Here is a 26,905-nt window from a genome sequence, read left to right on the forward strand (position 1 = left end):
CGGCCGGGTTTGGCGACGCGTGCTATAATAAAAGGTTTCCAGCGGTTTGATTTTTCAGGAATTTTTTGGCGGAGATCTTGGCGGAGTCTTGGCAGAAGCGGTCAAGCATAGGCGAGGCGAGAAAAGCGATGGCAAAGACGACAGGCGCAAAGGCGACGGTGGGTACGGCTGGAACGGGCAAAGGCAAGGGCCCTGGCTCCGGCAAGGGCTCGGCGCAGCCAGCAGTGCGCAAGGCGTCCGAGGCCAGGGCCGGTGCGGCTTCGGCCGCCGGGAAATCCCTAAGCAGGACGGCTGTTCGAGCTTCGGCGGCGGCTGGTGTGACCAAGGCGGCGAAAGCGTCCGCCAAACCGGAGACGGGAGCCGCCGCGAAGCGGGCGGGTTCGAAAAGTGTAAGGGGCGCGGCTGCCACGCCGGACGATTTGGCGGCCCGCGACACCCAGGTATCCACGGTGCAACCGGCTGAAGTCCAACAGCCGCGAGTCGAGATTAAAGCCGCAACGGCGAACTCCATGACGAAAAAGCTGAACGAAGTATCCGTCGATGACGACGCAACTCCGGCCGAAGAGCAGCAACCGGCCCCGGGCAAGGTTGAAAAGGTCAAGGCGCGCGACCGTCGCGCGAAGGAGAAAGCGCTCTTAAAGGACGCGTTCGCGTCGACTCAGCCGGGCACGGCCGAGGAACTGGAAGAGCGGCGCGCGAAATTGCGCGCGCTGATCAAGCTCGGCAAGGAGCGCGGCTTCCTGACGTACGCCGAAATCAATGATCACCTTCCTGACAACTTCACCGAAACCGAGGCGATCGAAGGCATCATCAGCACGTTCAACGACATGGGCGTGGCGGTGTACGAGCAAGCGCCCGACGCCGAAACGCTGCTGTTGAACGACAATGCCCCGGCCGTTGCGTCGGACGACGAAGTCGAGGAGGAAGCGGAAGTCGCGCTGTCGACGGTCGATTCCGAATTCGGGCGCACGACGGACCCGGTTCGCATGTACATGCGCGAAATGGGCACCGTTGAGTTGCTGACGCGTGAGGGCGAAATCGAGATCGCGAAGCGCATCGAAGACGGCCTCAAGCACATGGTGATGGCGATTTCGGCGTGTCCGACGACGATTGCGGACATCCTTGCGATGGCCGAGCGTGTGGCGAACGAGGAAATCCGTGTCGACGAACTCGTCGACGGCCTCATCGATCCGAATGCCGAGGATGCCGACGGCTTCTCCGCGCAAGAAGCGGAAACGATCGAAAACGAAGCTGAGGAAGAGGAAGAGGAAAGCGCGGAAGAAGAGGAAGAAGACGATGGCACTGCTCAGGCGACGGCCAACGCGGCTCAGCTTGAAGCGCTAAGGCGCGTGTCGCTCGAGAAATTCGCACTCATCAGCGAATGGTTCGACAAGATGCGCCGCGCGTTCGAGAAGGAAGGCTACAAGTCGAAGTCTTACCTGAAGGCGCAAGAAGCGATTCAAAACGAGTTGATGTCGATCCGCTTCACGGCGCGTACGGTCGAGCGCTTGTGCGATACCTTGCGTGCGCAAGTCGACGAAGTGCGTCAGGTCGAACGCCAGATTCTGCATATCGTCGTCGACAAGTGCGGCATGCCGCGTTCCGAATTTATCGCGCGCTTTCCTGGCCACGAGACGACGCTTGATTGGGCCGAGAAAATCGTTGGCGAAAGCCACGGGTATAGCGCGATTTTGGCGCGCAACATTCCGGCCATTCGCGAACAACAGCAGCGCCTGATCGATTTGCAGGCGCGTGTGGTGCTGCCGCTGAAGGACTTAAAGGAAACGAACCGGCAGATGGCAGCCGGCGAATTGAAGGCGCGTCAGGCCAAGCGCGAGATGACCGAGGCCAACCTGCGTCTTGTGATTTCGATTGCAAAGAAATACACGAACCGCGGGTTGCAGTTCCTCGATCTGATTCAAGAGGGCAACATCGGCTTGATGAAGGCGGTGGACAAGTTCGAATATCGCCGTGGCTACAAGTTCTCGACGTATGCCACATGGTGGATTCGTCAGGCAATCACGCGTTCGATTGCCGATCAGGCGCGTACCATCCGCATTCCGGTTCATATGATCGAAACGATCAACAAGATGAACCGTATTTCGCGGCAGATTTTGCAGGAGACGGGTCTCGAGCCCGATCCAGCGACGCTTGCTGAGAAAATGGAAATGCCGGAGGACAAGATCCGCAAGATCATGAAGATCGCGAAGGAGCCGATCTCCATGGAAACGCCGATCGGCGACGACGACGATTCGCATCTGGGCGACTTCATCGAAGACACGAATACGGTCGCACCCGCGGACGCCGCATTGCATGCGAGCATGCGCGACGTGGTGAAGGACGTGCTTGATTCGCTGACGCCGCGCGAAGCGAAGGTATTGCGCATGCGCTTCGGTATCGAAATGAGCACCGATCACACGCTCGAAGAAGTGGGCAAGCAATTCGACGTGACGCGTGAGCGGATTCGCCAGATTGAAGCGAAGGCACTCCGCAAGCTTCGTCATCCGAGCCGCTCGGATAAGCTCAAGTCGTTCCTCGAAGGTAATTGATCAACTGATTACGGCGGTTATCCAACGCCAGGCCCGGCGCATTAACACCGGGTCTTTTTTTGTGTTTCGGTTTTATTCAGGGCCTGTAGCTCAGGGGTTAGAGCAGTCGACTCATAATCGATTGGTCGTGGGTTCGAAACCCACCGGGCCCACCACTTCATCTTCGCTTCGTGCGCACATGAGTGCGCAGCTCAAATCGCATCAAGTGCATCTTGTGCATCGTCGGGACAGAAGTGGCCGATGGTTTGTGCAAGGACGGGCATGCTCGCCCTGCGAGAGGTGCATCTCGGTGCCCAATGCGCTGCGGTTGAGCCAGCTTCGGACGGCAACCGCCAGTCCGGCAGCGGCGCAGAATAGGTAGACGTTCTCGACGATCGCGCCCGCGCTTGCATACGCGAATGGCTCGCGTTGAGAGGGCGCGATCGTCGTGCATGCGTGCGAGGTCCGCCACATACACCAGTTCAACGGGCGCTTCGCCCACGAATTCCTGATAGCCCGTCAGTCCGCGCAGATCGGCGGCAACCGCCAGATCGAGGCAATGTTGCAACGGATCGTAGCGGTACATGCCGTGCGCCAGCGCTACATAAATGTCTATTTCGTGGAGCGCCAGCACCGACGGTGCCGTCCGTCCACCGTTGCCGTCGGAGCCTTTGCGGTTGACCCCGTTGGCTGCCCAGAGCAATTATCCAAGTGTTGCCACATCGAGGTCGGTCGCGGCGAAACGGCGGGTCGTGCGTCGTTTCGAAAAAGCTTCCATGATAGGCAGGCCGCCGCTCGATGCAGGTCGCGGCAGGAGGATGTGCGGTACGGACTGGCCAGTGACGGGACGTACCCGTGCCTGGTCGCGTTTAGTTGTGCCGAGCGTGAAAAAGTGTTTCATCACAGCCTCATCGAACAGGCGTTACGCATGCGTCGGACTTTACGACACGACATCGGCGAGCGGGCGGCGCGGCGAGTGGGGTGCCGGCCCGCCGCGGCCCACGCGCAGTAGGAGTTGAGGTACTGAGTCGGTGGGCAGTATGGTGCGCAGCCGCTCACGCAGGACAGCTAGTTCGATTGGCTGATTCAGATAAGACGCCGTGAGCCCGGCATTGGCGGCGACAAGTAACAGCCGCTCGAGCGCCTGGCCGGCTGTCAGCCATGCGGGGGCGCCGTCAGTTGGCGTCGTCAGGCAAATGAGCAGTGGAGAACCCGCAGCCAGTGCATGATGCGCCGCGGCGAGCCCTCCGCCGAGGTCGAAAGTGCGAATGATCGACGTGAGCAGCGGAGCGGCCATATCGAGCAGCACGGTCATGCCGGCGGACATCGCGGGCATGCCGTCTTGTTGGCGTCGCGGGTGGATCCAGCTGGCCAATTCGCGGCGGAAACGCGGGTCGTCGAACTGGATTCGATCGGCCTGCGCGACTAACTCGGCGAGGCTCTCGCGCATCGGTGCGTTTGCGATGCAGATAGCGTCTGCGCCTTCGGCCTCGACGGCATCGAGAAGTTGTTGCTGGGTAGCCGGAGGCACGGGCTCGTCCGCGAAGCTTTCGCGCGTGGTGACGCGCTGGTGAATCACCTGGAAGAGCGGCGCCAGACACGTGTCGCAATGGCCGCCGTCGATGATACGCAGATGCGCCAGCACATCGGGGTCGGCGCGCGACGGAAATAGCGTGATTGCGTAGGCAAGCCCGAAGTAGCTCAACGCCACGCGCAGATTGAACAGCGCGGCGCCACAGCTGATGATCAGTTCCCGATCGAACGGATCGATGACCGGCAGTGCGCGCAGCCGGTCGGCGCACAAGGTCACGCTATCGCTACCCACGATGAAGCGCCAAGGCTGTGTGTTGTGGTTGGACGGCGCAAGCACCGCATAGCGCAGCGCGAACCGCAGTTTTGCTTCAATGCTGGCTGTGCGGTCAAGCTGATGTTCGTCGATGCTCCAGGCGGCTGTTTGTGGCAGTGCGCTCATGTCATGGTCTCCTGCACGGTTTCAGACTGTCACTGTGTCAGGCTGCGCGAGAGACGGGTTGATCTGGATCAGTTCAATTGAACGGCGGACGGCCGCTTTCGTCGGGAGGTATGCGTCGGCAGATGCTGCCACGGGCAAGAGCGCGAGGTCATGGTCGTCTCGCGGCGCCGATACGTGCGAGCAACGGCATTCGAGATGATCCATGTCAAACGATAGGACGTCATGCCAGCCTAATCTCAAACTGCATAAGGGGCACTCGCGTCCGCGTTCTGACGGCAGAGACGAGTCAGTCCCGTGAATTCAAAGATCCTAATTGTTCAGGAGATTTACCATGCGCGCATCAGATGTCATGACCAGCAACGTCATATCGGTCACACCCGACATGACCGTGCGAGATGTTGCCAAAATTTTTGTCGACAATGGCATCAGCGGCGCACCGGTCCTGGATCCGGACGGCCATATCGCCGGCATGATCAGCGAAGGCGATCTGCTTCGCCGCACCGAAATTGGCACCGACGAGCGCACGCGAACCTCGTGGCTCGATGTCTGGTCCGCTTCCCACGAAGCACGGGATTACATCAAGACGCATGCGGTGAAAGTTCGCGACGTAATGACAACCGACGTGGTGAGCGTTCGACCAGAAACGCCACTCGGCGAAGTGGCCGGCATTCTCGAGACACGTCGCATCAAGCGCGTTCCGGTGACGAATGCGGGGCAGCTCGTTGGCATCGTGAGCCGCGCCAACCTGGTGCAGGCGCTGGCGAGCAGACCGGATGAGCCCGCATCGGATGTGACGCTCTCGGACGCCGATATCCGTGCGACGTTGATGGGCGAGATGGCGGGTCGTAAATGGAGCTTCGCTGGACGCAATATCGTCGTCACGGACGGAGTCGTGCATCTGTGGGGCGCGTTCCGCTCGATGGAAGCCGTTGAAGCAGTCCGTGTTGCGGCGCAAGGCATACCCGGCGTCAAGCGCGTGGAGGATCATACCGAGCCTTACCAAGTGATGCCTGGTATCTAGGTTCTTGCTCGGACAGCGCGGTTTGGTAAAGGCGTTTGGCGGAGAACCCGCAGCGACGCAGTGGAAATCGCAGTCCAGCGGCGCCCGCCGACGAGCGGCACCATGAACGAATAGAATATGCGCAGCGTCGCACCGCTCAACGCGGGCGCCGCGGCGAGCCGGAACAACTGGTTGGTCGAGTACCGGAAGCCGAGCGCGGGTAGGCTGACGGCCACCACGCTCCAAACCTGCCAGATCGCAAACGCTAGAAACAGCGCTGGTACGGAGATCCAGAGATTCAGCTTGGCAATCGCCTCGCCTTCGCGCTCCCAGCATGCCTTGTCCTCCGGCGTCCAGATTTGGATGATGCGGCGTCGCCGAACCGATAACGTCCGTGAACTCATCGTGCTTCTCCTGTGAGGCGTCCGACACGCGACGAGCGCTTCATCGAACGGTCTTGGAATCAGTCAGCACATTGTGTTCATTCGGGATGCCGATGAATATCCGTCGGACGAACAGATCGAACGATGCATCCGAACTACGTCGGGTCGCTCAGGGATAGTTCGTTGGAACTACGGAGACGGTTGATTGCACAGCGGTTGATGCAGATCAAAAAGGGGGCTGCTGCTACACGCTCGCTCTATTGGCGATGAGCCTTTCGATGTCTTGACGCATATCAAGCGGCTAGTTCCATTCGCGCTCATGATCGACGCATCTCGCGGGTCACCTCGCGAGGCTAGCGACGCGACGGTGACGGTCGACTTCGTCAGGGTACCCGATCGAAGGCGCTGGACACTTGGGAGAGGGCACATGGGAGTAGGCATGCAAATCGTCTATCTCGGCTTTGCCGGGACGTCGCAAATCGAAGCGGAGGCGGCCTCTTTATTGGTGCGCCTGGAGCGGTTTGGTAGAACCATTGCGGGCTGCCATTTGGCAATCGAATTCATCCATGCGGAGCTGGGCGCCACCTCGTTCGAGTCGATGGCTGTCGATCGGCGACGTGCCATGTTCGATGCACGGCTCGACTTGATCACGCGCAGCGGCGAGCTTGTCCCCATCAGACATTGTCAAGACGTGGATGCAAAGGCAGCAATCCAGGCGGCGTTCGATTTGGCTGAAGCGCAGCTCGAACAGAATTCAACCCCGCCCCGGTCTTGATCATCGGCGGCGATGCGCATCGCTTGATACACATCAATCGGTACCGCATGCCTCACGCCTAAAGTCGGTGCTATGGCACGCTCGTTTCGAATAGGGGAGGCAGGATATGAAGGCACTGGTATATCACGGCCCAGGTATGAAATCGCTCGACGACCGGCCCACGCCGGAGCTGGTCAACGCGACCGATGCGATCGTCAAGATGACGCGTACCACAATCTGCGGCACCGATCTGCATATTCTCAAAGGCGATGTGCCGACCTGCGAGCCGGGGCGCATTCTCGGTCACGAAGGCGTCGGCGTCGTGCAGCAAACCGGTGCGGCGGTGTCTTTGTTCCGGCCCAGCGATCATGTGCTGATTTCATGCATTTCGTCTTGCGGAAAATGCGATTACTGCCGCCGCGGCATGTATTCGCATTGCACGACCGGCGGCTGGATTCTCGGTCATAAGATCGACGGCACTCAAGCCGAGTATGTGCGTGTTCCACACGCCGACACAAGTCTGTATCCAATCCCTGTAGGTGCCGATGAAGAAGCGCTCGTCATGCTTTCCGACATCCTGCCGACTGGGTTCGAATGCGGCGTGTTGAACGGCAAAGTGCAGCCCGGCAGTACGGTGGCGATCGTTGGGGCCGGGCCGATCGGTCTGGCCGCGCTGCTGACCGCGCAGTTCTATACGCCGGCGCAGATCATCATGATCGACCGCGATCAGAATCGTCTTGACGTGGCGAGACGTTTCGGCGCTACTGCTTGCATCAATCTCGACAGGGCCGACCCAATTGCAGCCGTGATGGAGTTGACCGGTCAGACGGGTGTTGATTGCGCGATCGAAGCAGTTGGCGTGCCCGCCACATTCGTAATGTGCGAGGCGCTCGTCGCGCCCGGTGGCGTGATTGCGAACGTTGGTGTGCACGGCGTCAAGGCGGATTTGCACCTCGAACAGCTTTGGGACCGCAACATCGCCATTACCACGCGCCTTGTCGATACCGTCAGCACACCGATGTTGCTCAAGACTGTGCGCGCGGGCCGCATCGACCCAGCGCGTCTCATCACCCATCGCTTCCGCCTCGAGGATGTGATCGGCGCTTACGACACCTTCGGCCGTGCGGCCGAAACGCACGCGTTAAAAGTGATTATTGAAGTGTCCTAGTGTCTATTCCGGCTGAGGACCTGACGTTCACGGCCCCGAAGCAACCTCGTGGACTGTGGCCTTGCCAGTGAGGAAGATTGTGAATACCCCGTATGTCAATCAGAATGCCCCGTCAGGAATCGATCGCATTTTAATTGCGGTGGATTCGTCACCCGCCTCGCTTCGAGCCGTGGAGTTCGTGCGGAACATCGCCCCGACTACGGCGCACATTCGCCTCGTGAGCGTCGCCGACAATCCTCGGTCGATTAGTCCCCTGCCTCCGCACGCAAGTGCCGAACTATATGCCGCACGCGCGGAATTGCTGCGTGACGCCGCTGACGCTCTCGTTCAGGCAAAGCATGTCTTCGCGGATGGCGCGGTTCCCGTTGAAGACGAAGTGATCGACCTTTCGCAACGAGGTGGCGACATCGCCACGGCATTGATCGATGCTGCCGACGCCTGGCGCGCCGATCTGCTGGTCGTCGGCGCACGTCAGCATCATGGACTAATGCGATGGGTCGAAGGGACAGTGTCTCAGCCGCTTGTAACCTATTCACGATGCTCGCTTCTGATCGTGCCTGCGGAGCACGAGGAAAAGCCGATGCGCCCCGTACAACGAATTCTGTTTGCGACAGACGGAAGCGCCCCGTCGCTTAAGGCTTTGAAATACGGCATGCGGTTTGCGAAATCGGAGGGCCATATGCGAGCGGTCTACGTCATCGACCGCGCGGTGCACTTAACGGACTTCGTGCCTATTCATTTGCTTGAAGACGCGTTTGCAGAAGAGGGAAAAGCGGCGCTGACAGCGGCGGCGGGAATATTCGCTGGTTCATCCGGTCACTGCGATACTGCACTTGTCGCTACCGAGAGGACGGGAGACGACATCTCCCATGCCATCGTTCGCCAGGCGAGTCACTGGCATGCAGACTTGCTGGTTATGGGCACGCATGGCCGACGCGGCGCAGCGCGATGGCTGCTGGGCAGCGTCGCGGGGCGCGTCGCCCGTATTACGCAAACGCCGTTGTTGCTCGTACCTGCGAAAGGCTCCTGACACTGCACGTCGACAAGGCACGGCGAATGGACTTGCTGGCCGGATCGAGCCGTGTGTGCGGCGTTACCGGAGCTCATGGCGAGTCGCTGGATTGGATGGCTGGGAATCGAATCTTGACGCCCATCGTCCATCGCCGCCACTTCCTGGCCAGTCACGATCCGTGCGCAGCCTATGCCGACTTCGGCGGCGATAGCCCGCGCTGTCGACGGATAGTCGCCGGTGACCATTACCACCCGGATGCCTGCCGCCTGACATTCTGCGATTGCGCCTGCGACTTCCGGCCTGACCGGGGCCAGCAGACCGACCAGCCCCACGAAAGAGAAACGCGAAGTCATGTTGCTTTTCCGGCCAGTCGTGGCGTGAGTGCTGCGCTTTGGCCACCCCGAGCACCCGCAGCCCGCCCGACGCCATTTGCGCGGCCTGCTCCAGGACTGCCTGCGTGTCCCGCTCGTCAAGATGACACAGCGCAGACCGCCTCGGGCGCGCCCTTGCAGGCCACCGCGTGGTGGTCGAATTCCGGCGTGTGCCATACATGGGACATGGCCGGCAACTCCGGCGTCAATGCATACTCGTGAACCAGCGACCAGTCCTGATGGAGCCGCCCGGTACCGACGAGTACCGCGTGCCCCGTTTTGTGAAACGCGCGTTCCATGGGATCGACCGGCTCGATTTCGTTGGCGAGCACCAGGTATTCGATGAGTTCGTGATATGCCTCGTCAATCCGCTGCGTTGCTTGATCGATGACTTGCCGCTTTCCTCGCGCGAAGAGTACGCGCACCAACATCCGGTTCTGCGTGAGCGTTCCAGTTTTGTCTACACATAGTATCGAGGTCTGTCCGAGCGTCTCGATGGCGCTCATACGGCGCGTCAGCACGCCTTCGTTGGCAATGCGGCGCGCCCCCAATGCCATGAACACGGTCAGTATCACGGGAATTTCTTCGGGAAGAATCCCCATCGCCAGCGTGATGCCGGCGAGCACGCCGGGAAGCCACTCCCCCGAGCGCCAACGATAAGCCGCGACGAGCAGCACGCAGAGCCCGATCGCAGCCACAGCAAAACGATTGACGAATGTTCTCGTCTCCAATTGCAACGGCGAGCGTGCCTCGGTAATGCCGGTCAACGACTTGCCAATGCGCCCGAGCGTCGTATTTGGTCCCGTCGCGGTGACGATCATTTGCCCCTGGCCTTGCACCACCATCGAGCCGAAAAATAACTGCGCGCCGGGATTTTCCTCCGCGAGCGCGTCTGTTCCCGCCGCTGATTTGGTCACCGATACCGACTCGCCCGTCAGCAGCGATTCGTCAACGCTCAATTCGTGAGCCTCTGTCACTGCACCGTCAGCGGGCACGCGGGAGCCTTCGTTGACGAAAACCACCTCGCCGGGTACCAGTTCGGCAGCGGAAACGAACTGTCGTTGGCCGTCTCAAAGCACCTGTGCGCGGGGCGCGGACAAGTCCCGAAGAGCGTCGAGCACCAAGCAAAAAATAAATGCCGGTCGCGCCGACGAGCAGAAGAAGCATCGGCTCACTCAGTACCTCTCCAAGCGTTTGCCACCATGTGCGGCGCGCCTTTGAGGCCACAATGTTCTGCCCGAAGCGGGCGCGCTGCTCTTGCACCTGCGCGGCCGACAGGCCATGTTTTCTGTCGGTGCGGCAGGCTGGCGGCGATTCGACGCGGCCAGAGGCGACATCCGGGATGGGCTCAGCGGGATTGGTCTGCATTCGTCGCGAGGCCGTGTGCACGTCTGTAAGAGCTGTGGTGCGGTGCGTATGCGCTCTGTCCGAAGGCTGTAAGTGCCTTTACGCAGGCCACATATCTATTTTCAGAATGACGCGAGGCGACTGGTCGGGCGTTGACTTATGTCAAGTAGCCGACGTACGGGTGAAATCGCCTGAAGTCAGTTGGCCGTTGCCGCTGCGTTTCACGATCGCGGACTATCGAATATGGAGAGGCTGATGATGATCAAGCTGGTCCGCGTAGACACCCCGGGCCCAGTGCTGATATCAGAGAGCGGATGACCTTCTTTTGGATGTGGCTGCTCACGCCAATTCCGCATAACGAGCAACGTCATCTTCATAATCGCGAGCGCCTCGCAAATCAATCCATTGCACTTGCGGATAAGCGCGGGCCGCATATTCACGCAAGATTGCGGAAAAATGCGATGCCGCGATCAACAAGCTCCACCTTAGCGAAAGCGAGACTGCAACGAATCCGCGCTCGGCTTCGCAAGCGTCTTCAGATTCGACCAGCGCGACGGCGCGAATTGGTGTCGAGCGTCCGGGACGTAAAAATGGCGAGACCATCCCGGGCGCCATTTCGAAGCAGGCGAGAGGATCGATTTCGCGCGGGTTGATATGCAGCTTCTTCGCAGCTGAGCGAGGCAGCCCGAGCCGACTCGCGAGGGCTCTCAGCATTGGGCGGGCAAGGAGCGGATCACCGAGCGCGGTGCACAACACGGCAACGTCGTCAAAGCGAACGGTTACCGTTTTTTGAACGCGCGCAGGTGCGACGATCCTGCTCTTTTCAGCTGCTGTCAGCGACGGGCTATGCGCGCGGAAGATCGGATCGGTGCCGTACGCCGTGCATATGTCGCACAGCAACGTGACGCTTTCGTGCGGCAATGTAACCTCGTCGAGCCGCATCCCGTTCGCATGTCGTCGGCGATCGAAAGACGCATCGTCAAGGAATGGTGGTGGCGCCGCAACGAGCACCTGCACTTCTTCGGAGCGAATAGAGTCGCGCATAGAACCCACTGACGTACGTAGACGCACGGCAGACGTTAAGAGGAAGACGGCGAACCTCTTTGGTGCAATTGCGCTCACGATAACAGTGCACGCCACAAGCCGGTCTAGTCGGATTCGTAGGACCCCGGACGCATTTCATTCGAAAATTCATGAATTAAATCGTCGTTAGATATCCGCATCAAATGAATTGCGCACGATGTGGTGCCCGCAAGTGGCAAAACGTCAGACCAATCACGGGCAGCCCGGTTGAAAACGTACCGATACGTTCAATGCGGTATTGCCACCGTGCCGTGCTTCACCACGATTGCGTTGCTACCGGGATTAACCACGATGGGCGGCAGGTTCGCTACGTTCAGCGCTGGCGCTGCGCCCGGTGCGCCGCCGCGCGGAATCGCTCGGACTACTTGCGATGGCGGCAGCGCTGCACCATTTTTCAAGTGCGCCCACATCAAGTTCAGCGCTTGAAGGTAGTAATAGTGAACCGGAATGAAACGCGTATCGAAGCCGGGCACACCGAGAAACGCATCGAAATGCTGGCCATTCAGGATTTCATAAAAAGACAGCGTGTCGCGATTGCCTTCGCGCGTGCTGTTCGCCGCAAGATACGCACGCGAAGCGTGATTGATCGGCACCAGTGCATCGCTGCGTCCCTGAACGATGATGGCGGGTTTTCCATGCAGGTTCGCATCGACGCGAATGGCCTCTACACTGGCCATCATGCGCGGATCGCGGTTACGCCATAACGCACGCAGGCATGCGGCTCCCGCGAAGCTCGCATCGGGCGTCGCCAACCGATGATCGGCACCGCTCGGTGGCGTGGCGTTGTAAACGAGGCTGATGCCATTCGTGGGCGGCACGCCGTTGCCGAGGCCAAATACGGTTGGCATCGGCGAGACTGCAGCGGGGAAGCCCGCAGCCCCGGTTGCCGGATTCGTCGTGCCGAAGCTGAACCCACAGAGGTTATCGATCACGCTCGAACGCGTGTACGCATCGGCATAGGTAACGGCAACCGCGGGGACGGCCTGCGAATCCCACATCGCCGCCTGCAAGATATCGGAATCGGCTTCATAGCCCGCGTCGTGCAATCGCTTCAACGCGTTGTCGGCTTGCGTTTGCGTATCGCTGCCGCTGACCTCGCCGGCTGCCGCAAGCGACGCGCAACGGGCTTCGCGAATGGCCGTCGTGGTTGCCACTGGCAACGCTGTCAGATACGGCGCGCCGGCCGCCGCTTGCGCGAGCGCCGCACATGGCTGCAGCAAATTCGCGAGGGTCACGTAGTCCGCCAATGGTTTGCCGATCGACGCAACCGGCTGCCCGCCCTCGATCACCCGTGCGTTACCGTGCATGCGAACGTTGATTTGCGGCTCACCGACGACCACCGCCGTAATCCAGCCACGCGTATCCTCTTCGGCTGCCGCCAGCGAGGCGCCGCCGCCATTGCTGACCGATGCCGCGATTGTCGTAATGCTGCCTGGCCGGTAGCGCACTTGGTCATGCGGCGACGCATCGGCCACTGACCCAAACCGTTGATTGAGCACCCAGTAAGCGAAGCGCACGGCAGCGAGCGTATCGTGGCCCCAGTCCTGCTCGGGGTTTTGCTGCGAATGCGCATGTTTGAATGCGTAGCGATTGGGGAAGGCCTGGTTGTAGGCGGCCAGCGCACTACCGGGCGCTCGTGCCGTGAAGAGGCTGCTGCGCCCCGCGGTGGCCGCGTCGGTCAGCCGTCCGTCGATCAGCGTGACGCGGTTGGTCATCAACTCGTGGGCGCCATTGCCAGTGCCTTTGTCCGTATAGGCGACGGCACAGCCGCGCTTGAGGCCCCACTCGCCGGCAGCGGAGATGGCGCCATAGACGCCGCGCGAGCCTGACGATGTTGCCGTGACGATGCACGGGTTCGCCGCATCGAACTTGCTCGGCACTTGAACGAGCAACGTGACGTTGCGTTGACCGCTGCCGATGTTTGCATAGGCGAGATATTCGGTACCGGCGATCTTGCCTTCACCGAGGGTGTCGTTTGCGTCCAGATCGACGTTTGGCCCCCAAAAACGGCCATAGCCGCCCGCCACGGTCATGTCGACGAGCGCGCGGTAGTTCGACCAAATCGCCAGCCGTCGCAACTCGGCTGCGCTCGGGTTGGCTGGATCGGCTGGTGCGGGTGCTGGACCGGCGAGCCCCGTTTTGCCGAGGCCGGCGGTCAGCAAATCGTCGCTCACGCCGTCGTATTTCGTGATGCGCAGGCTGCCTGCAACGATGAAACGTGGCGGGCTGTTGGTGGCTGTATCGCCGCTATCGAATTCGTCGGCCCATCCGAGTGGAGTAAGCGCGGCGCTGGCCAACACCGTGCTCATGATTACTGCTGCGTTTCTAATGGTTTTCGGGATGTCTTTCATCAGCGTCTCCTAGTGGTTTGGCACTTACTCGGACCCTCAAACAACGAACTTTTTATTAGGCCCACGCCGCCAGCGTGTCCTGCCGAGAAATGTAGTCGTCACCAGCGCCAGGCGGGAGATAAATTTGCATGACGTCCGACGGGTAGCGGCGCCGTACTGAGCACGCCGCATCCGCATCTTTTTTCGACGGCAATGTCGATTTCCGAGCCGATGGCTCGTCGTAGCTATGAAAGCCGCACTTCGATCACGATGTCGATCCCACAGGTGCGGCTCCCCCAACATTTATTCATGGAGAGATGACAATGCGTGTCATGGTGATCATAAAGGCGAGCAAGGACTCCGAAGCAGGCAAGTTGCCATCTGCCGAACTGTTCGAAGCGATGGGCAAGTTCAACGAAGAACTGATGAAGGCTGGCGTGCTGCTTGCCGCCGAGGGGTTGCAGCCCAGCGCGAAGGGCAAGCGCGTGCGTGTCGTGGCAAGCGCCGCGGCCAACGAGCGTTCGGTGATCGATGGTCCATTTGCGGAAACGAAGGAGCTCATCGCCGGATTTTGGCTGTGGCAAGTCGAGTCGATGGACGAAGCCGTCGAATGGGTCAAGCGATGCCCGAACCCGATGGAATGCGATCCCGATTCGGAGATCGAAATCAGGCCGCTTTACGAGCTTTCCGATTTCGGCGACGTGTGTACGCCCGACCTGCAGGCGAACGAAGTCAGGATGCGCGCCGACGTCGCGAGCCTCGCTAACCCGACGCGCTGTCGATCAGAGTTGGCGCTTTAGCGGCTACTCTGGTCCCATGCAAAGCTGAGCAGCGCGTTCGGTCTTCAGCCTCAGGCCGCTCGCCGTTGCCTCACGGCTTTGGCGAGCGCGACAAGCGCCGGTTCGGTTTGCGCCCAGCTCAAACACGCATCGGTAATGGACACGCCCGGGCGCAGCGGCACACCGGGCAACAGATCCTGGCGACCTTCCTCGAGGTTGCTCTCGATCATCACGCCGACGATGCGGCGCTCGCCTGCCGACACCTGGCGAGCCAGGTCCTGAGCTACGTCGAGCTGGCGCAAATGCGATTTGTTCGAGTTCGCGTGAGAGCAATCGACCATGACTTGCTCGCGCAGATCCGCCGCTCCGAGTACGCCGCAGCACGCTTCGATGGAGGCGCTGTCGAAATTGGGCCCTTTCTTGCCGCCGCGCAAGATGATGTGGGCGTCGTCGTTGCCACGCGTTTCGAAAATCGCAGCCATGCCCATCTTGGTCATGCCCATGAACGCATGACTCGCCCGTGCCGCGACGATCGCATCGGCCGCAACCTGTACGCCGCCGTCCGTGCCGTTCTTGAAGCCGATCGGGCAGCTCAGGCCCGATGCAAGCTGCCGATGGCTTTGACTTTCAGTGGTTCGCGCGCCGATGGCACCCCACGCAATCAGATCGGCAATGTACTGGGGGCTGAGCAAATCGAGGAACTCGGTAGCCGCGGGCAAGCCCAGGCCATTGATTTCGAGCAGCAACTGCCGCGCGGCGCGCAACCCTTCATTGATACGAAAGCTGCCGTCGAGACGCGGATCGTTGATGTAGCCTTTCCAGCCAACGGTCGTCCTCGGCTTCTCGAAGTACACGCGCATGACGATGGATAAGTCTTCCTGCAATGCATCGGCCGCGGCTTTGAGTTGGCGCGCGTAGGCGAGCGCCTGGCCGTGATCGTGGATCGAGCAAGGTCCGACGACGACGACCAGACGGTCGTCGCGTCCGTGCAGGATATCGCTGATGGCGGCGCGGCTTTGCTCGACGAGCGCTTGCACCGCAGGCGGCACCGGCAATTCGTCTTGCAGCAGCGCCGGGGAAATCAGCGGGCGCACCGCGCCGATGCGGACGTCGTCGATGCGTGTGGTGTCTTGCGTCACGTCCGCTACGCCCGCCTCCTGGTCGTGCAGCGGATTGTCGATGGTTCGCATAGTGGGTTTTCCTGTCTTCGATTGCATGGCAGGCGAGATTATGGCATTCCCGGCCGCGCCCATGTCCTCAGGTACAAATGCAATCAACTGATGAAGTGAGAAAAAGCCGACGTCGACCTACGTTTCTTGCATTTTTCGTGGCGGTTTTGGCGTGCTATGGTTTCTCTTTTATTGCCGGGGCGGTGGCACGCAGCGCAATTCAATTCGTATAGATAAAAGCGGGAGGAGATATCGGAATGACCGATTTCGATACGATTATTCAGACGTTCTTGACGGAACACGCCTTCCACTCCGAGTTGCTCAATCATGCCGTGCGCGTGATTGCCGGCTTGTACACGTTTAAAGGCTTAGTACTGATACCGATTCTATGGTGGATCTGGTTTAAACCGAGTGACCGTAGCGAATGGAAGCGGGAAATGGTTATCGCAACGATCGTGAGCGGCTTGCTCGCGCTCGCGATAGGCCGGATGCTTGCGCATTATTTGCCGTACCGCGTGCGTCCGGTCCACAACCCTGATCTGCATCTGCACTTTCCTCCTGCTGGCTTGCGCGAACCCGCGTTCCGAACGTGGGGCTCGTTCCCGAGCGACCATGCGATGTTGTGGGTATCGATTGCCGCGGGCATCTTTATGACGTGGCGTCGCGTCGGCATATTCGCGTTGCTCTATGCGGCCATCTTCATCTGCGCGCCGCGCGTTTATCTCGGGCTGCATTACCCAACCGATATTCTCGCGGGCGCCGCGCTTGGCGTCGCCATCACTTACTTGATGACGCGCGATGCGCTCAGGGTGCGCTTCGCGGCACCGGCATTACGCTGTATGGAGCGCTTCCCGGCACTCAGCTATACGGCGGCATTTCTTTTATCTTTCGAATTGATCACGCAATTCGACGAACTGCTGATGTTGGTTCAGTCGATTTCCAAGGCGATATGATCCCGCGCTAGGGAAACACTGATTTATGAGGCTCGGCGGTCATCGCAAAGGTAGCCGAGGACGTTGTAGAAAGAGGCTCACGGAAGGGATCCCAGGACGATGAAGCGGCAGATCGGTTTTGCAGAAGCGGAAAGCAAAGGCGCGAAGCGCATAACCAAGCGGCAACGCTTTCTGGCGGAGATGGAGAAGCTTGTTCCGTGGCCACGTTTGCTGTCGGCCATCGAGCCGTACTATCCGAAGGGCAAGCGAGGCCGACCGCCGATTGGCTTGGAACGTATGCTGCGGATCTACTTCCTGCAACAGTGGTACGGGCTGTCGGACGAAGGGTTGGAAGACGCGCTGTACGACAGCATCGCAATGCGTGCGTTTGCCGGCATCGATCTGGCGGTCGAGGACGTGCCGGATGCAACCACCTTGTTGAAGTTCCGCCGCCTGCTGGTCGAACACAATTTGACTCGCAAACTGTTCGACGAGATCGGCATTTCGCTGTGCGAACGCGGGTTGCTGATGAAGGAAGGCACCTTGGTCGATGCGAGGATTATCGAAGCACCACCGTCGACCAAGAACGCCGAGAACAGCCGCGATCCCGAGATGCATCAAACGAAGAAGGGCAACGAATGGCACTTCGGCATGAAGGCGCACATCGGCGTTGATGCCGACTCGGGCCTGGTGCATAGCCTGGTGGGTACATCGGCCAACGTATCGGACGTATCGCAAGCCCATGCTTTGTTGCACGGGCACGAACAGGAGGCGTTCGGCGATGCCGGCTACACCGGCGTTGAAAAACGCGACGAGATGCACGCCAACCCGGTGCAATGGCGCGTGGCTATCAAGCGTGGGAAGATCAAGGCAATGCGAGACGGTGCGCTCAAGGACCTGCTGATCCAGGTCGAGCGTACCAAGGCGCAGATTCGCGCACGGGTCGAGCATCCGTTTCATATCGTCAAAAATCTGTTCCGCCATCGCAAGGTCCGCTACAGAGGTCTAGCCAAGAACACGGCGCAACTGCTTAGTCTCTTCGCCTTGGCCAACTTGGTGATCGCGAAGAACCGGCTGCGCTCGATACATGGGGAAAGTCCGTCATGTGCATGAAAAACGCGAGCAGTTGGCCTGTATTCGAGCAAAACTCACCCCGATCACAACAAAATTCGTTCGCCGTTCTGACGCTTGCAAACTGATTCGTCGCAAGCGCTCGCGGCGAACACATTGATCAGTGTTTCCCTAGGGAAACACTGATTTATGAGGCTCGGCGGTCATCGCAAAGGTAGCCGAGGACGTTGTAGAAAGAGGCTCACGGAAGGGATCCCAGGACGATGAAGCGGCAGATCGGTTTTGCAGAAGCGGAAAGCAAAGGCGCGAAGCGCATAACCAAGCGGCAACGCTTTCTGGCGGAGATGGAGAAGCTTGTTCCGTGGCCACGTTTGCTGTCGGCCATCGAGCCGTACTATCCGAAGGGCAAGCGAGGCCGACCGCCGATTGGCTTGGAACGTATGCTGCGGATCTACTTCCTGCAACAGTGGTACGGGCTGTCGGACGAAGGGTTGGAAGACGCGCTGTACGACAGCATCGCAATGCGTGCGTTTGCCGGCATCGATCTGGCGGTCGAGGACGTGCCGGATGCAACCACCTTGTTGAAGTTCCGCCGCCTGCTGGTCGAACACAATTTGACTCGCAAACTGTTCGACGAGATCGGCATTTCGCTGTGCGAACGCGGGTTGCTGATGAAGGAAGGCACCTTGGTCGATGCGAGGATTATCGAAGCACCACCGTCGACCAAGAACGCCGAGAACAGCCGCGATCCCGAGATGCATCAAACGAAGAAGGGCAACGAATGGCACTTCGGCATGAAGGCGCACATCGGCGTTGATGCCGACTCGGGCCTGGTGCATAGCCTGGTGGGTACATCGGCCAACGTATCGGACGTATCGCAAGCCCATGCTTTGTTGCACGGGCACGAACAGGAGGCGTTCGGCGATGCCGGCTACACCGGCGTTGAAAAACGCGACGAGATGCACGCCAACCCGGTGCAATGGCGCGTGGCTATCAAGCGTGGGAAGATCAAGGCAATGCGAGACGGTGCGCTCAAGGACCTGCTGATCCAGGTCGAGCGTACCAAGGCGCAGATTCGCGCACGGGTCGAGCATCCGTTTCATATCGTCAAAAATCTGTTCCGCCATCGCAAGGTCCGCTACAGAGGTCTAGCCAAGAACACGGCGCAACTGCTTAGTCTCTTCGCCTTGGCCAACTTGGTGATCGCGAAGAACCGGCTGCGCTCGATACATGGGGAAAGTCCGTCATGTGCATGAAAAACGCGAGCAGTTGGCCTGTATTCGAGCAAAACTCACCCCGATCACAACAAAATTCGTTCGCCGTTCTGACGCTTGCAAACTGATTTGTCGCAAGCGCTCGCGGCGAACACATTGATCAGTGTTTCCCTAGCCGAACGCCGCGGCAACATAGTCGATAAAGGTGCGCAGCTTAGGCGTCAATCTTCGGTCGGGTGAAAAGAGGATATGCACGGGCAGCGAGGGCGTTTCATATTCGCTTAGTACGCGCACGAGGCGCCCTGCGGCCAGATCGTCACGCAGCAGCTCGCAGGGCTGCACGATAATGCCGAACCCTTCGAGCGCTGCGATGCGCAGCGCCTGCCCATTGTTGATCGACAGCCGGCTTGTGACTCTAACGCTATGTCGTCCGCTCGGGCCGACAAATTCCCACGCGGCCGCCGCGGGCCGGCCCCAATAGGCGAAACCGAGACACGCATGTTCGGCCAGATCTTCTGGTCGCTCGGGAATGCCGTGCGCCGCGAGATAGCCAGGCGACGCGCATGCGATGAGCCGATAGGGCGTGAGCGGCCGCGCAATCAGCCGGGAATCAGGCAGCGGAGCAATGCGAATCACTGCGTCGTAGCCTTCATCGATCAGATCGACGATTCGGTCGCTCAACGTCAACTCGACTTCGACGCCGGGATAATCTTGTAAATACCGCGTCAGCATTGGCACGAGGCAATACGCACCGAAGCTGACCGGCGCGTTCACGCGCAGCTTGCCGCGCGGTGACGCCTGCAGGTTGGCAGCGAGCGCCTCCATGGCCTCGGCCTCGGCAAGCACCGATTTACAGCGCTCGTAGAACGCGCTACCCGCTTCGGTAAGACTCTGACGCCGCGTCGTTCGACTGATGAGTTTCATGCCGTATCGTTCTTCGAGCAGGCGCACATGCTTGCCGACCATTTGGGACGACAGGCCCAGCACGGCTCCGGCCGATGCAAAGGAACCTGTTTCCGCTGCTTTGACGAAGACGGCCATGCTCGTAAGCCGATCCATGATTCGAAACCACCTGTTTCAATAGAAGGGATAAATCGCACATTTATGCGCGTTCGACGACAAATTATATTGAGGTCTCCTAACTTTGTACTTGAGGACTGAACATGTCGCGCGTCGTGCAGTTTTACGAGACCGGTGGTCCCGAAGTCTTGCGGATCGATGACATCGATGTACCCGCTCCTGGCGCGGGCGAGCTCACGCTGCGAGTGAAGGCCATTGGTCTGAACCGGGCCGAATCGATGTTCCGTACCGGCCAATATCTCGAGGACCCTGTATTTCCGGCACGTCTGGGCTATGAGGCCGCCGGCGTCGTCAGTGCTTTGGGCACGGGGGTAACGGGTTTTGCGGTGGGAGATGAGGTCAGCGTGGTGCCGCCATCGTCCATTACGCGGTGGGGTACCTATGGCGAGGTCGTCAACGTGCCGGCTGATTTCGCGGTGAAGCACCCGGCGTCGCTGAGCTGGATAGAAGCGGCGGCGACATGGATGCAGTACGTGACCGCGTGGGGCGCGCTCGCCGATTATGCGAAGCTTGGAGCGGCAGATAGCGTCATCATCACGGCAGCTTCGAGCAGCGTGGGCCTCGCGGCCATTCAGATCGCGAAGATGCTGGGCGCGACCGTCATTGCGACCACACGCACGCACGCAAAACGCGACGCGTTGCTGCGTTGTGGCGCCGATGTTGTCATCGCCACGCAGGAGGAAGACCTGCCTTCACGTGTGAGCGAGATCACCGATGGACGTGGCGCGCGCGTCGCCTTCGATCCGATCGCCGGGCCCATGCTGCTGCAATTGGCGCAAGCATTGTCATACGACGGCATATTGATCGAGTACGGGGCCTTGAGCCCGGACCCGACGCCGTTGCCGTTGTTCGCGGCGTTGTCGAAGCGTCTCACGATCTATGGCTATATCTACAAGCGCGTCGTGCTCGACGCCGAGCGCTTCGCGCATGCCAAGCGGTTCATTCTCGATGGGCTCGCATCGGGCAAGCTCAAGCCGATCATCGACAAGACGTTCTCGTTCGACGATATCGTTGCCGCGCACCGCCATCTCGAGTCGAACCAGCAATTCGGCAAAATCGTCGTCACAGTCTGACGAGAATACGAACACGAATACGGACGTGAAACGAATGACGAACGAGCGCTCACGCCTTTCACACTGAACGGACGAAGTGCTCGCGCAGCCATCGATGTGCGGGGTCGCGATGCGAGCGCTCGTGCCAGAGCATCGCCATGTCGTATGCGGCTACCTCGATCGGCGGCTCCACCACCCGCAAGACGCTGGAATCACGAACGAGGCGAGCCGGCAGCATCGCGACCATGTCGGTGCTCGCGAGCACCGACATCACGAACATGAAATGCGGCACCGACAGCACGACGCGACGCGAGAGGCCTCGCTGCGCGAGTGCGTCGTCCGTGGCGCCGCGAAACCCCCCGCCGTCGGGCGACACGATCACATGATCGAGCTGACAGAATTGCGCCAGGCTCGGCCGTCGTTTCAAACGGGGATGGCCCGCGCGCCCGACAAGCACATAACGCTCGGTGAACAGCGTGCGTCGACGCAAGCCGGGCGGTGCGTCGTCGCTCGTATGGAACGCCAGATCGATCTCGCCTTGTTCGAAGGCCTTGGCGATGCGCGACGGTGCCGTCTCGAGTATCGCAAGCCGCATGCCGGGCGCCACTGATCGCAAGCCGTTCAATACGGGCAGCACAATGGTCAGTTCGCCATAGTCGAACGCAGCAATGCGCCACGTATGGCTCGACTCGCCGGGATCGAACGGCCCGGCCGGCGAGACAGCGGACGCGAGCGCATCGAGCGCCTGCCGCAACGGCTCGCGCAGCGCTTCGGCGCGTGCGGTGGGCTGCATGCCGCGTGGCCCGGGCAGCAGCAGCGGGTCGCCGAATGTCTCCCTCAGCTTCGCGAGATGTACGCTCACGGAAGGTTGAGAAAGATTGAGGCGCCCTGCGGCGCGCGTCACGTTGTGTTCCGATAACAGGACGTCCAGCGTAACAAGGAGATTGAGATCGAGCCGCTGTAGATTATTCACGTTAATACCTGGAATGTAGGTAATTCATTTCTACTATACCAACGTGCATTCTATTCTGTCGTCACTTGGTCAATTTTGGAGCGATGTCAGATATGAATGTCCTGATTGTCTATGCGCACCCGGAGCCGCGTTCGCTCAACGGGGCATTGAAGGATTTCGCGGTGCAGCGGCTGCAACAGGCCGGCCATGCGGTCCAGGTATCGGATCTCTACGCGATGAATTGGAAAGCCGCACTCGATGCCGAGGATGACACCGGGCACCAGCCGGGCGCGCATTTCAACCCGTCGCTAGCGTCCAAGCATGCGTTCGAAAACGGCACCCAGCGTGCCGATATTGCGTACGAGCAGGAAAAGCTGCGATGGGCCGATGCGCTCATCCTGCAATTTCCGCTCTGGTGGTTCTCGATGCCGGCGATCTTGAAAGGATGGGTGGAACGAGTCTATGCGTACGGATTTGCGTACGGGGTCGGAGAGCACTCCGATACACACTGGGGAGACCGCTACGGCGAAGGCACGTTCAGCGGCAAGCGGGCCATGCTCGTTGTGACCACAGGCGGGTGGGAGCCGCACTATAGCGCGCGTGGCATCAACGGCCCGATTGACGACCTGCTGTTTCCGATCAACCACGGCATTTTGTATTACCCGGGGTTCGATGTGCTGCCGCCGTTCGCTGTCTATCGGACGGGCCGCATCGACGAAGCGACGTTTCCGGACGTTCGCGAGGCGTTCGGGCGGCGCCTGGATGACCTGTGGACTACGGCGCCGATCGCCTATCGTCCGCAAAATGCGGGCGCATACGATATCCCTGCCTGCACATTGCGTGCCGACGTTGCGCCGGAGAAGACGGGCTTTGCTGCGCACATCGAATAGCCGATATCCGCCTTGGCCCTGAAGATTATCGGTGCTTCTAACAAATGCGGGGTGCGCCGATCCCTATCGGCAATGGCAATAAGAGTGCGAATGGTCTGCATGCGCGAAATCGCGCGGCTTTGCGGGTAAGATGATGTATTGCCTGCGCAGCCACAGACCATCCATATGTCGAATAATTTCGAGGTCAGTACGCCGCTGACCGAATTGGCTCCCGGTTACTCAATCTAGAATTGGACGCCGTGATGCCATCCACCGATTTCCCAATCGTAGGCGTAGGGGCTTCCGCTGGCGCCGTCGAGGCACTCGAGGGTTTTTTTCGCGGCATGCCGAACAAACCGGGCCTCGCGTGCGTGATCGTTACGCACTTGAGCCCCGATCGTCAAAGCATGCTGCCGGAGATCGTCGCGCGTTACACGACGATGGCCGTACATACGATCGCCGACGGAACCCCAATTGAAGTCGATAGCGTCTATTTGCTCCCGACGGACGCCGTGCTCGGCATCGACAAGCGCACGCTGCATGTTCGGTCACAAGATCCGCAGCGGCGCGAGCGCAAGCCAATCGACGTCTTTTTTAGCGCCTTGGCTGAGGACGTCGGCGAACTCGCGGCGGGCGTGGTGCTTTCGGGCGGAGATTCCGACGGCACGCTCGGAATCAAGGTCATCAAGGCAAACGGCGGGCTGACGATGGCACAGGCCGCGGATAGTTATGGTCCGCTTCATCCCGATATGCCGGAAAGCGCCATCTCCACGGGGCTCATCGATTTTGCGGTGCCGGCCGAGGAAATGGGCGCGAAACTTGCGCAGTTTGCGCACGAGGCGTTTTCGATAAACGCTTTCGCCGAAGGCGGCGAGCATAGCGGCGAGACGGTATCGCTAGATGAAGCGCGCGAAGCCATCTATACGATCCTGCGCAACCAGATCGGGCACGATTTCAGCGGGTATAAAGCCAAGACGTTCATGCGACGGGTGCGCAGGCATATGCAGGTGCTGCAGATTCAAACGATCGAGGCGTATGTGGCGCGGCTTGCATCGGACCCCGCCGAGGTCAGCGCGCTTTTTCGCGATCTGTTGATCAACGTTACGAGCTTCTTTCGCGATGCGGCAGCATTCGAAAGCCTCGCGGATATCGTGCTGCCGAAGCTATTTGATAACCGGTCATTGGAGGATACGGTACGCGTATGGGTGCCGGGGTGTGCGACCGGGGAGGAAGTTTATTCGATTGCGATGCTGCTGTGCGAGCAGCTGGACAAGCTCGACACCGCACCGCGGGTGCAGGTGTTTGCTACCGATATCGACGATCGGGCCTTGTCGGTGGCACGATCCGGGCGGTATCCCGCCTCGTTGCTCGAGGGGGTATCCGAAGCGCGCCGTGCGCGCTTTTTCGTGGAGGAGGGCGGCACCTATGTCATCGCGAAAGAAGTGCGCGACTTATGCATTTTTTCACCGCACAGTGTCATTCGCGATCCACCTTTTTCACGAATCGACCTCATTTCGTGTCGGAATTTGCTAATTTATTTTGGCCCCGAGGTGCAGAGCGCCGTTATTCCAACGTTTCATTACGCACTCCGTCCGGACGGCTATTTGCTGCTGGGAACCTCTGAGAACATCGGCCAGTTCGACGAATTGTTTGCGCCCGTCGACAAAAAACACCGGATTTTCCGTTGCCGCCCGGAAGTGCCATCGCGCATGCGTCTGCCAGTGGTCGTTTCCTCGTTGCGAGTCGGGCAAACGCCGACGCTCTCGCAAATCCGTCCTCCGGCCAGTGGGACGGCGCTACGGCATAGGGTCGGCGGCTATATGCTCGAACACTTCACGCCGCCGCACGTTCTTGCGACGCGTTACGGCGACGTGGTCTATTACTCGAGCCGCACCGGCAAATATCTCGAGGCTGCGCCCGGGGCGCCTACGCGTCAGCTTGTGGCCATGGCACGCAAGGGTTTGGGGCTCGATTTGAGGGCCGTGTTTCGCGAATCGGTCGAATCGGGGCGCCGGGCTACGCGCGAAGGCGTCGCGATGGAAAGCGAAGACGGCCGCGTGCAGATGGTGACACTTACCGTCGAACCACTGGCCGACCGTAGCGGCGGAGATGGCCTTTACGTGGTTGTCTTTGCCGACCAGGGCCCAGTCCTCTCGCGCGAAGAAGCATTTACGCGGCCGCGGGCGATTGAGGGCGACTCCACCACGCGCGCCGAAAGCGAGTTACGCGATGCGCGCGAGCGTTTGCAGTCGCTAGTGGAAGAGTACGAAACCACGCTGGAAGAGTTGAAGTTTTCGAACGAAGAGCTCGTCTCCGTCAATGAGGAACTGCAGTCGTCGAACGAAGAGCTCCAGGCTTCGAAGGAGGAGCTTGTTTCGCTAAACGAAGAACTGCATACGGTCAACCTTGAGTTGAACGGCAAAATCGAAGCGCTCGATCGTTCGAACAACGATCTCAAGAATCTGTTCGAGAACACCACGGTGGCTACGGTGTTCCTCGACCGCGACTTGGTCATTCGCTCGTTTACGCCGGCGATGGCCGGCATCTTCCATATTCGTTCGAGCGATTGCGGCAGACCGATTACGGAGCTTGCCAGCCGCTTCGCGCTACCTGGCTTCGAAGAGGACATCGCAGCCGTATTCAGCACGTGGCAATCGCGCGAACGGCAAGTGAAGAGCCTCGATGGCGAGACGCACTACCTGGTAAGGATCGCGCCGTATCGTAACAGCGAGGGCAAGACCGACGGCGTGGTAATTGCATTTGTCGACATTACCGGGCTCGTGCGTGCGGAAAAGCGTCAGGACGTGCTGATTGCGGAGTTGCAACATCGAACACGCAATTTGCTGTCGGTGATTCAATCGATTGCTCAGCATACGATGACACACGGGCCGGCGTTGGAAACGTTCGCGAACCGCCTCGCCGCGCTTGGACGTTTACAGGGCCTCATCGGCGAAGCAAATGGCGACCTGATCGACCTCAAAGATCTGGTGCGGCTCGAACTCGACGCGCGCGGGGTGGGCGAAAGCGACAGGATCACCGTCAGTGGCCCGCTCGCGCCCCTTATTTTTCACAACGTGCAAACCATTGCACTGGTGTTACACGAACTCGTGACGAACGCGGTGAAACACGGTGCGCTCAAGCAGGACGGGGCGCGGCTCGACGTCAGTTGGCACATCGCCACCGATGAACGCGATGCCGTCTCGCTCATCATCGATTGGAAAGAAAGCGGATTGACGACGGTACCCGATTCTTCGAGATACGGCTTTGGTCGGGAGCTGATTGAAAAAGCGTTGCGATTCACGATGCGGGCTCAAACTATGTTGGCCTTCGGAAAGGACGGCATTTCATGTCACATCGAAATTCCGTTGCCACCGAAGCACGCGCAAGTCGCCGTTGGCCAGGAGTCGAAACATGGTTGAGCCACGCACGTCGCTTGAGGGCCGCAAGATTCTCGTCGTCGAAGACGATTATCTTGAAGCCCTTGCATTATCGAGTCTGCTCGAAGAAGTAGGTGCCAGCGTCGTCGGCCCGATTGGCTGGGCACAGGAAGCGCTCTCGCTGGTCGAGCAAGGCGAGCAGCGCGTCGACGCCGCGATCCTCGACGTCGATCTGCATGGCGAGCGGTCCTATGCGATCGCCGATGCGCTAGCCTTGCGGCACATCGGCTTCATCTTTACGACCGGCTATGGCGCCGATGCGGTCGATCGTCGCTATCGCGACCATCCGCGCTGCCAAAAGCCATTCGATTCGCGCATGCTGCTAAAAGCGCTGTCGGCGCTGGAGTAACGGGCACGCATTACGCGGCCGGCCGTTGCTCCGATTCACGTGTCATTGGAAGG

Annotated in this window: 19 protein-coding genes, 1 tRNA gene and 3 pseudogenes; 14 read left to right on the forward strand and 9 right to left on the reverse strand. The window is 59.9% G+C overall.

Features of this window, described 5'->3' with window-relative positions:
- Nucleotides 1–128 precede the first annotated feature (128 nt).
- Both rpoD and ACSQ20_RS25065 read left to right on the forward strand, forming a co-directional pair.
- A complete protein-coding gene (gene rpoD / locus ACSQ20_RS25060) occupies nucleotides 129–2,549 on the forward strand; it encodes an RNA polymerase sigma factor RpoD (RefSeq protein WP_436025256.1) in 2,421 nt (806 codons plus the stop codon).
- 79 nt (nucleotides 2,550–2,628) lie between these two features.
- Nucleotides 2,629–2,704: transfer RNA gene (locus tag ACSQ20_RS25065), tRNA-Ile, on the forward strand.
- A 36-nt stretch (nucleotides 2,705–2,740) separates the two neighbouring features.
- Here the strand turns inward: ACSQ20_RS25065 and ACSQ20_RS25070 are convergent.
- A pseudogene (locus tag ACSQ20_RS25070) lies at nucleotides 2,741–3,429 on the reverse strand (nitroreductase family protein).
- A 39-nt stretch (nucleotides 3,430–3,468) separates the two neighbouring features.
- Nucleotides 3,469–4,500 (reverse strand): Acg family FMN-binding oxidoreductase, encoded by a 1,032-nt coding sequence (locus ACSQ20_RS25075; RefSeq protein WP_436025258.1) that lies wholly within the window; start codon nucleotides 4,498–4,500, stop codon nucleotides 3,469–3,471.
- Nucleotides 4,501–4,831: 331 nt separating this feature from the next.
- On the opposite strand from ACSQ20_RS25075, the gene ACSQ20_RS25080 reads away from it, so the two are divergent.
- Nucleotides 4,832–5,521: a CBS domain-containing protein gene (locus ACSQ20_RS25080; protein ID WP_436025260.1), complete on the forward strand. Its 690-nt coding sequence runs from the start codon at nucleotides 4,832–4,834 to the stop codon at nucleotides 5,519–5,521.
- A 44-nt stretch (nucleotides 5,522–5,565) separates the two neighbouring features.
- Here ACSQ20_RS25080 and ACSQ20_RS25085 read toward each other — a convergent pair.
- A pseudogene (locus ACSQ20_RS25085) lies at nucleotides 5,566–5,904 on the reverse strand (nitrate/nitrite transporter); the annotation flags it as partial.
- A 406-nt stretch (nucleotides 5,905–6,310) separates the two neighbouring features.
- On the opposite strand from ACSQ20_RS25085, the gene ACSQ20_RS25090 reads away from it, so the two are divergent.
- The 3 genes from ACSQ20_RS25090 to ACSQ20_RS25100 all read left to right on the forward strand — a co-directional run bounded on the left by ACSQ20_RS25090 (nucleotide 6,311) and on the right by ACSQ20_RS25100 (nucleotide 8,835).
- Nucleotides 6,311–6,658 (forward strand): hypothetical protein, encoded by a 348-nt coding sequence (locus ACSQ20_RS25090; RefSeq protein WP_436025905.1) that lies wholly within the window; start codon nucleotides 6,311–6,313, stop codon nucleotides 6,656–6,658.
- A gap of 106 nt (nucleotides 6,659–6,764) precedes the next feature.
- Nucleotides 6,765–7,805 carry a zinc-dependent alcohol dehydrogenase family protein gene (locus ACSQ20_RS25095; RefSeq protein ID WP_436025262.1) on the forward strand — a complete coding sequence of 347 codons (1,041 nt, stop codon included), beginning with the start codon at nucleotides 6,765–6,767 and terminating at the stop codon, nucleotides 7,803–7,805.
- 178 nt (nucleotides 7,806–7,983) lie between these two features.
- Nucleotides 7,984–8,835: a universal stress protein gene (locus tag ACSQ20_RS25100; protein WP_436025264.1), complete on the forward strand. Its 852-nt coding sequence runs from the start codon at nucleotides 7,984–7,986 to the stop codon at nucleotides 8,833–8,835.
- A 116-nt stretch (nucleotides 8,836–8,951) separates the two neighbouring features.
- Here the strand turns inward: ACSQ20_RS25100 and ACSQ20_RS25105 are convergent.
- From ACSQ20_RS25105 to ACSQ20_RS25115, 3 genes and pseudogenes are all read right to left on the reverse strand, one after another.
- A pseudogene (locus ACSQ20_RS25105) lies at nucleotides 8,952–10,556 on the reverse strand (cation-translocating P-type ATPase); the annotation flags it as partial.
- 318 nt (nucleotides 10,557–10,874) lie between these two features.
- The gene (locus ACSQ20_RS25110; RefSeq protein WP_436025266.1) at nucleotides 10,875–11,579 is read right to left on the reverse strand and encodes a hypothetical protein; all 705 of its coding nucleotides are present in this window, start codon (nucleotides 11,577–11,579) and stop codon (nucleotides 10,875–10,877) included.
- A gap of 266 nt (nucleotides 11,580–11,845) precedes the next feature.
- The gene (locus tag ACSQ20_RS25115; RefSeq protein WP_436025268.1) at nucleotides 11,846–13,969 is read right to left on the reverse strand and encodes a 3-hydroxybutyrate oligomer hydrolase family protein; all 2,124 of its coding nucleotides are present in this window, start codon (nucleotides 13,967–13,969) and stop codon (nucleotides 11,846–11,848) included.
- Between the two features lie 302 nt (nucleotides 13,970–14,271).
- On the opposite strand from ACSQ20_RS25115, the gene ACSQ20_RS25120 reads away from it, so the two are divergent.
- The gene (locus tag ACSQ20_RS25120) at nucleotides 14,272–14,748 is read left to right on the forward strand and encodes a YciI family protein (RefSeq protein ID WP_436025907.1); all 477 of its coding nucleotides are present in this window, start codon (nucleotides 14,272–14,274) and stop codon (nucleotides 14,746–14,748) included.
- A gap of 50 nt (nucleotides 14,749–14,798) precedes the next feature.
- On the opposite strand, the gene ACSQ20_RS25125 is transcribed toward ACSQ20_RS25120, so the two are convergent.
- On the reverse strand, nucleotides 14,799–15,917 hold the full coding sequence (locus ACSQ20_RS25125) for a 3-deoxy-7-phosphoheptulonate synthase (protein ID WP_436025270.1): 1,119 nt from the start codon (nucleotides 15,915–15,917) through the stop codon (nucleotides 14,799–14,801).
- A gap of 236 nt (nucleotides 15,918–16,153) precedes the next feature.
- On the opposite strand from ACSQ20_RS25125, the gene ACSQ20_RS25130 reads away from it, so the two are divergent.
- The 3 genes from ACSQ20_RS25130 to ACSQ20_RS25140 all read left to right on the forward strand — a co-directional run bounded on the left by ACSQ20_RS25130 (nucleotide 16,154) and on the right by ACSQ20_RS25140 (nucleotide 19,155).
- A complete protein-coding gene (locus ACSQ20_RS25130; protein WP_436025272.1) occupies nucleotides 16,154–16,849 on the forward strand; it encodes a phosphatase PAP2 family protein in 696 nt (231 codons plus the stop codon).
- 99 nt (nucleotides 16,850–16,948) lie between these two features.
- Complete coding sequence (locus ACSQ20_RS25135) at nucleotides 16,949–17,941, forward strand: IS5 family transposase (protein WP_436021280.1); 993 nt, start codon at nucleotides 16,949–16,951, stop codon at nucleotides 17,939–17,941.
- A gap of 221 nt (nucleotides 17,942–18,162) precedes the next feature.
- A complete protein-coding gene (locus ACSQ20_RS25140; RefSeq protein WP_436021280.1) occupies nucleotides 18,163–19,155 on the forward strand; it encodes an IS5 family transposase in 993 nt (330 codons plus the stop codon).
- 129 nt (nucleotides 19,156–19,284) lie between these two features.
- Here ACSQ20_RS25140 and ACSQ20_RS25145 read toward each other — a convergent pair whose 3' ends face one another.
- On the reverse strand, nucleotides 19,285–20,172 hold the full coding sequence (locus tag ACSQ20_RS25145) for a LysR family transcriptional regulator (RefSeq protein WP_436025274.1): 888 nt from the start codon (nucleotides 20,170–20,172) through the stop codon (nucleotides 19,285–19,287).
- Nucleotides 20,173–20,276: 104 nt separating this feature from the next.
- Here ACSQ20_RS25145 and ACSQ20_RS25150 point away from each other — a divergent pair, with 104 nt between their 5' ends.
- Entirely contained in the window at nucleotides 20,277–21,266 is a 990-nt protein-coding gene (locus ACSQ20_RS25150; protein WP_436025276.1) for a zinc-dependent alcohol dehydrogenase family protein, read from the forward strand.
- Nucleotides 21,267–21,324: 58 nt separating this feature from the next.
- On the opposite strand, the gene ACSQ20_RS25155 is transcribed toward ACSQ20_RS25150, so the two are convergent.
- Complete coding sequence (locus ACSQ20_RS25155) at nucleotides 21,325–22,218, reverse strand: LysR family transcriptional regulator (protein WP_436025278.1); 894 nt, start codon at nucleotides 22,216–22,218, stop codon at nucleotides 21,325–21,327.
- Nucleotides 22,219–22,310: 92 nt separating this feature from the next.
- Here ACSQ20_RS25155 and ACSQ20_RS25160 point away from each other — a divergent pair, with 92 nt between their 5' ends.
- The 3 genes from ACSQ20_RS25160 (at nucleotide 22,311) to ACSQ20_RS25170 (ending at nucleotide 26,852) form a co-directional block, all read left to right on the forward strand.
- A complete protein-coding gene (locus ACSQ20_RS25160; protein ID WP_436025280.1) occupies nucleotides 22,311–23,087 on the forward strand; it encodes an NAD(P)H-dependent oxidoreductase in 777 nt (258 codons plus the stop codon).
- Between the two features lie 242 nt (nucleotides 23,088–23,329).
- Nucleotides 23,330–26,485: a CheR family methyltransferase gene (locus ACSQ20_RS25165; protein WP_436025282.1), complete on the forward strand. Its 3,156-nt coding sequence runs from the start codon at nucleotides 23,330–23,332 to the stop codon at nucleotides 26,483–26,485.
- Nucleotides 26,478–26,852 carry a response regulator gene (locus ACSQ20_RS25170; protein ID WP_436025284.1) on the forward strand — a complete coding sequence of 125 codons (375 nt, stop codon included), beginning with the start codon at nucleotides 26,478–26,480 and terminating at the stop codon, nucleotides 26,850–26,852. The genes ACSQ20_RS25165 and ACSQ20_RS25170 overlap by 8 nt, the downstream gene beginning before the upstream one ends.
- Nucleotides 26,853–26,905: the final 53 nt, after the last annotated feature.

Origin of the sequence: Trinickia sp. LjRoot230 (assembly GCF_964253315.1) — a bacterium.
Classification (GTDB): Bacteria; Pseudomonadota; Gammaproteobacteria; order Burkholderiales; family Burkholderiaceae; genus Trinickia.

Coding starts and splice junctions, on each gene's coding strand:
- rpoD (WP_436025256.1), top strand. CDS start 129: ATGGCAAAGACGACAGGCGCAAAGGCGACGGTGGGTACGGCTGGAACG.
- ACSQ20_RS25075 (WP_436025258.1), bottom strand. CDS start 4,500: ATGAGCGCACTGCCACAAACAGCCGCCTGGAGCATCGACGAACATCAG.
- ACSQ20_RS25080 (WP_436025260.1), top strand. CDS start 4,832: ATGCGCGCATCAGATGTCATGACCAGCAACGTCATATCGGTCACACCC.
- ACSQ20_RS25090 (WP_436025905.1), top strand. CDS start 6,311: ATGGGAGTAGGCATGCAAATCGTCTATCTCGGCTTTGCCGGGACGTCG.
- ACSQ20_RS25095 (WP_436025262.1), top strand. CDS start 6,765: ATGAAGGCACTGGTATATCACGGCCCAGGTATGAAATCGCTCGACGAC.
- ACSQ20_RS25110 (WP_436025266.1), bottom strand. CDS start 11,579: ATGCGCGACTCTATTCGCTCCGAAGAAGTGCAGGTGCTCGTTGCGGCG.
- ACSQ20_RS25115 (WP_436025268.1), bottom strand. CDS start 13,969: ATGAAAGACATCCCGAAAACCATTAGAAACGCAGCAGTAATCATGAGC.
- ACSQ20_RS25120 (WP_436025907.1), top strand. CDS start 14,272: ATGCGTGTCATGGTGATCATAAAGGCGAGCAAGGACTCCGAAGCAGGC.
- ACSQ20_RS25125 (WP_436025270.1), bottom strand. CDS start 15,917: ATGCGAACCATCGACAATCCGCTGCACGACCAGGAGGCGGGCGTAGCG.
- ACSQ20_RS25130 (WP_436025272.1), top strand. CDS start 16,154: ATGACCGATTTCGATACGATTATTCAGACGTTCTTGACGGAACACGCC.
- ACSQ20_RS25135 (WP_436021280.1), top strand. CDS start 16,949: ATGAAGCGGCAGATCGGTTTTGCAGAAGCGGAAAGCAAAGGCGCGAAG.
- ACSQ20_RS25140 (WP_436021280.1), top strand. CDS start 18,163: ATGAAGCGGCAGATCGGTTTTGCAGAAGCGGAAAGCAAAGGCGCGAAG.
- ACSQ20_RS25145 (WP_436025274.1), bottom strand. CDS start 20,172: ATGGATCGGCTTACGAGCATGGCCGTCTTCGTCAAAGCAGCGGAAACA.
- ACSQ20_RS25150 (WP_436025276.1), top strand. CDS start 20,277: ATGTCGCGCGTCGTGCAGTTTTACGAGACCGGTGGTCCCGAAGTCTTG.
- ACSQ20_RS25160 (WP_436025280.1), top strand. CDS start 22,311: ATGAATGTCCTGATTGTCTATGCGCACCCGGAGCCGCGTTCGCTCAAC.
- ACSQ20_RS25165 (WP_436025282.1), top strand. CDS start 23,330: ATGCCATCCACCGATTTCCCAATCGTAGGCGTAGGGGCTTCCGCTGGC.
- ACSQ20_RS25170 (WP_436025284.1), top strand. CDS start 26,478: ATGGTTGAGCCACGCACGTCGCTTGAGGGCCGCAAGATTCTCGTCGTC.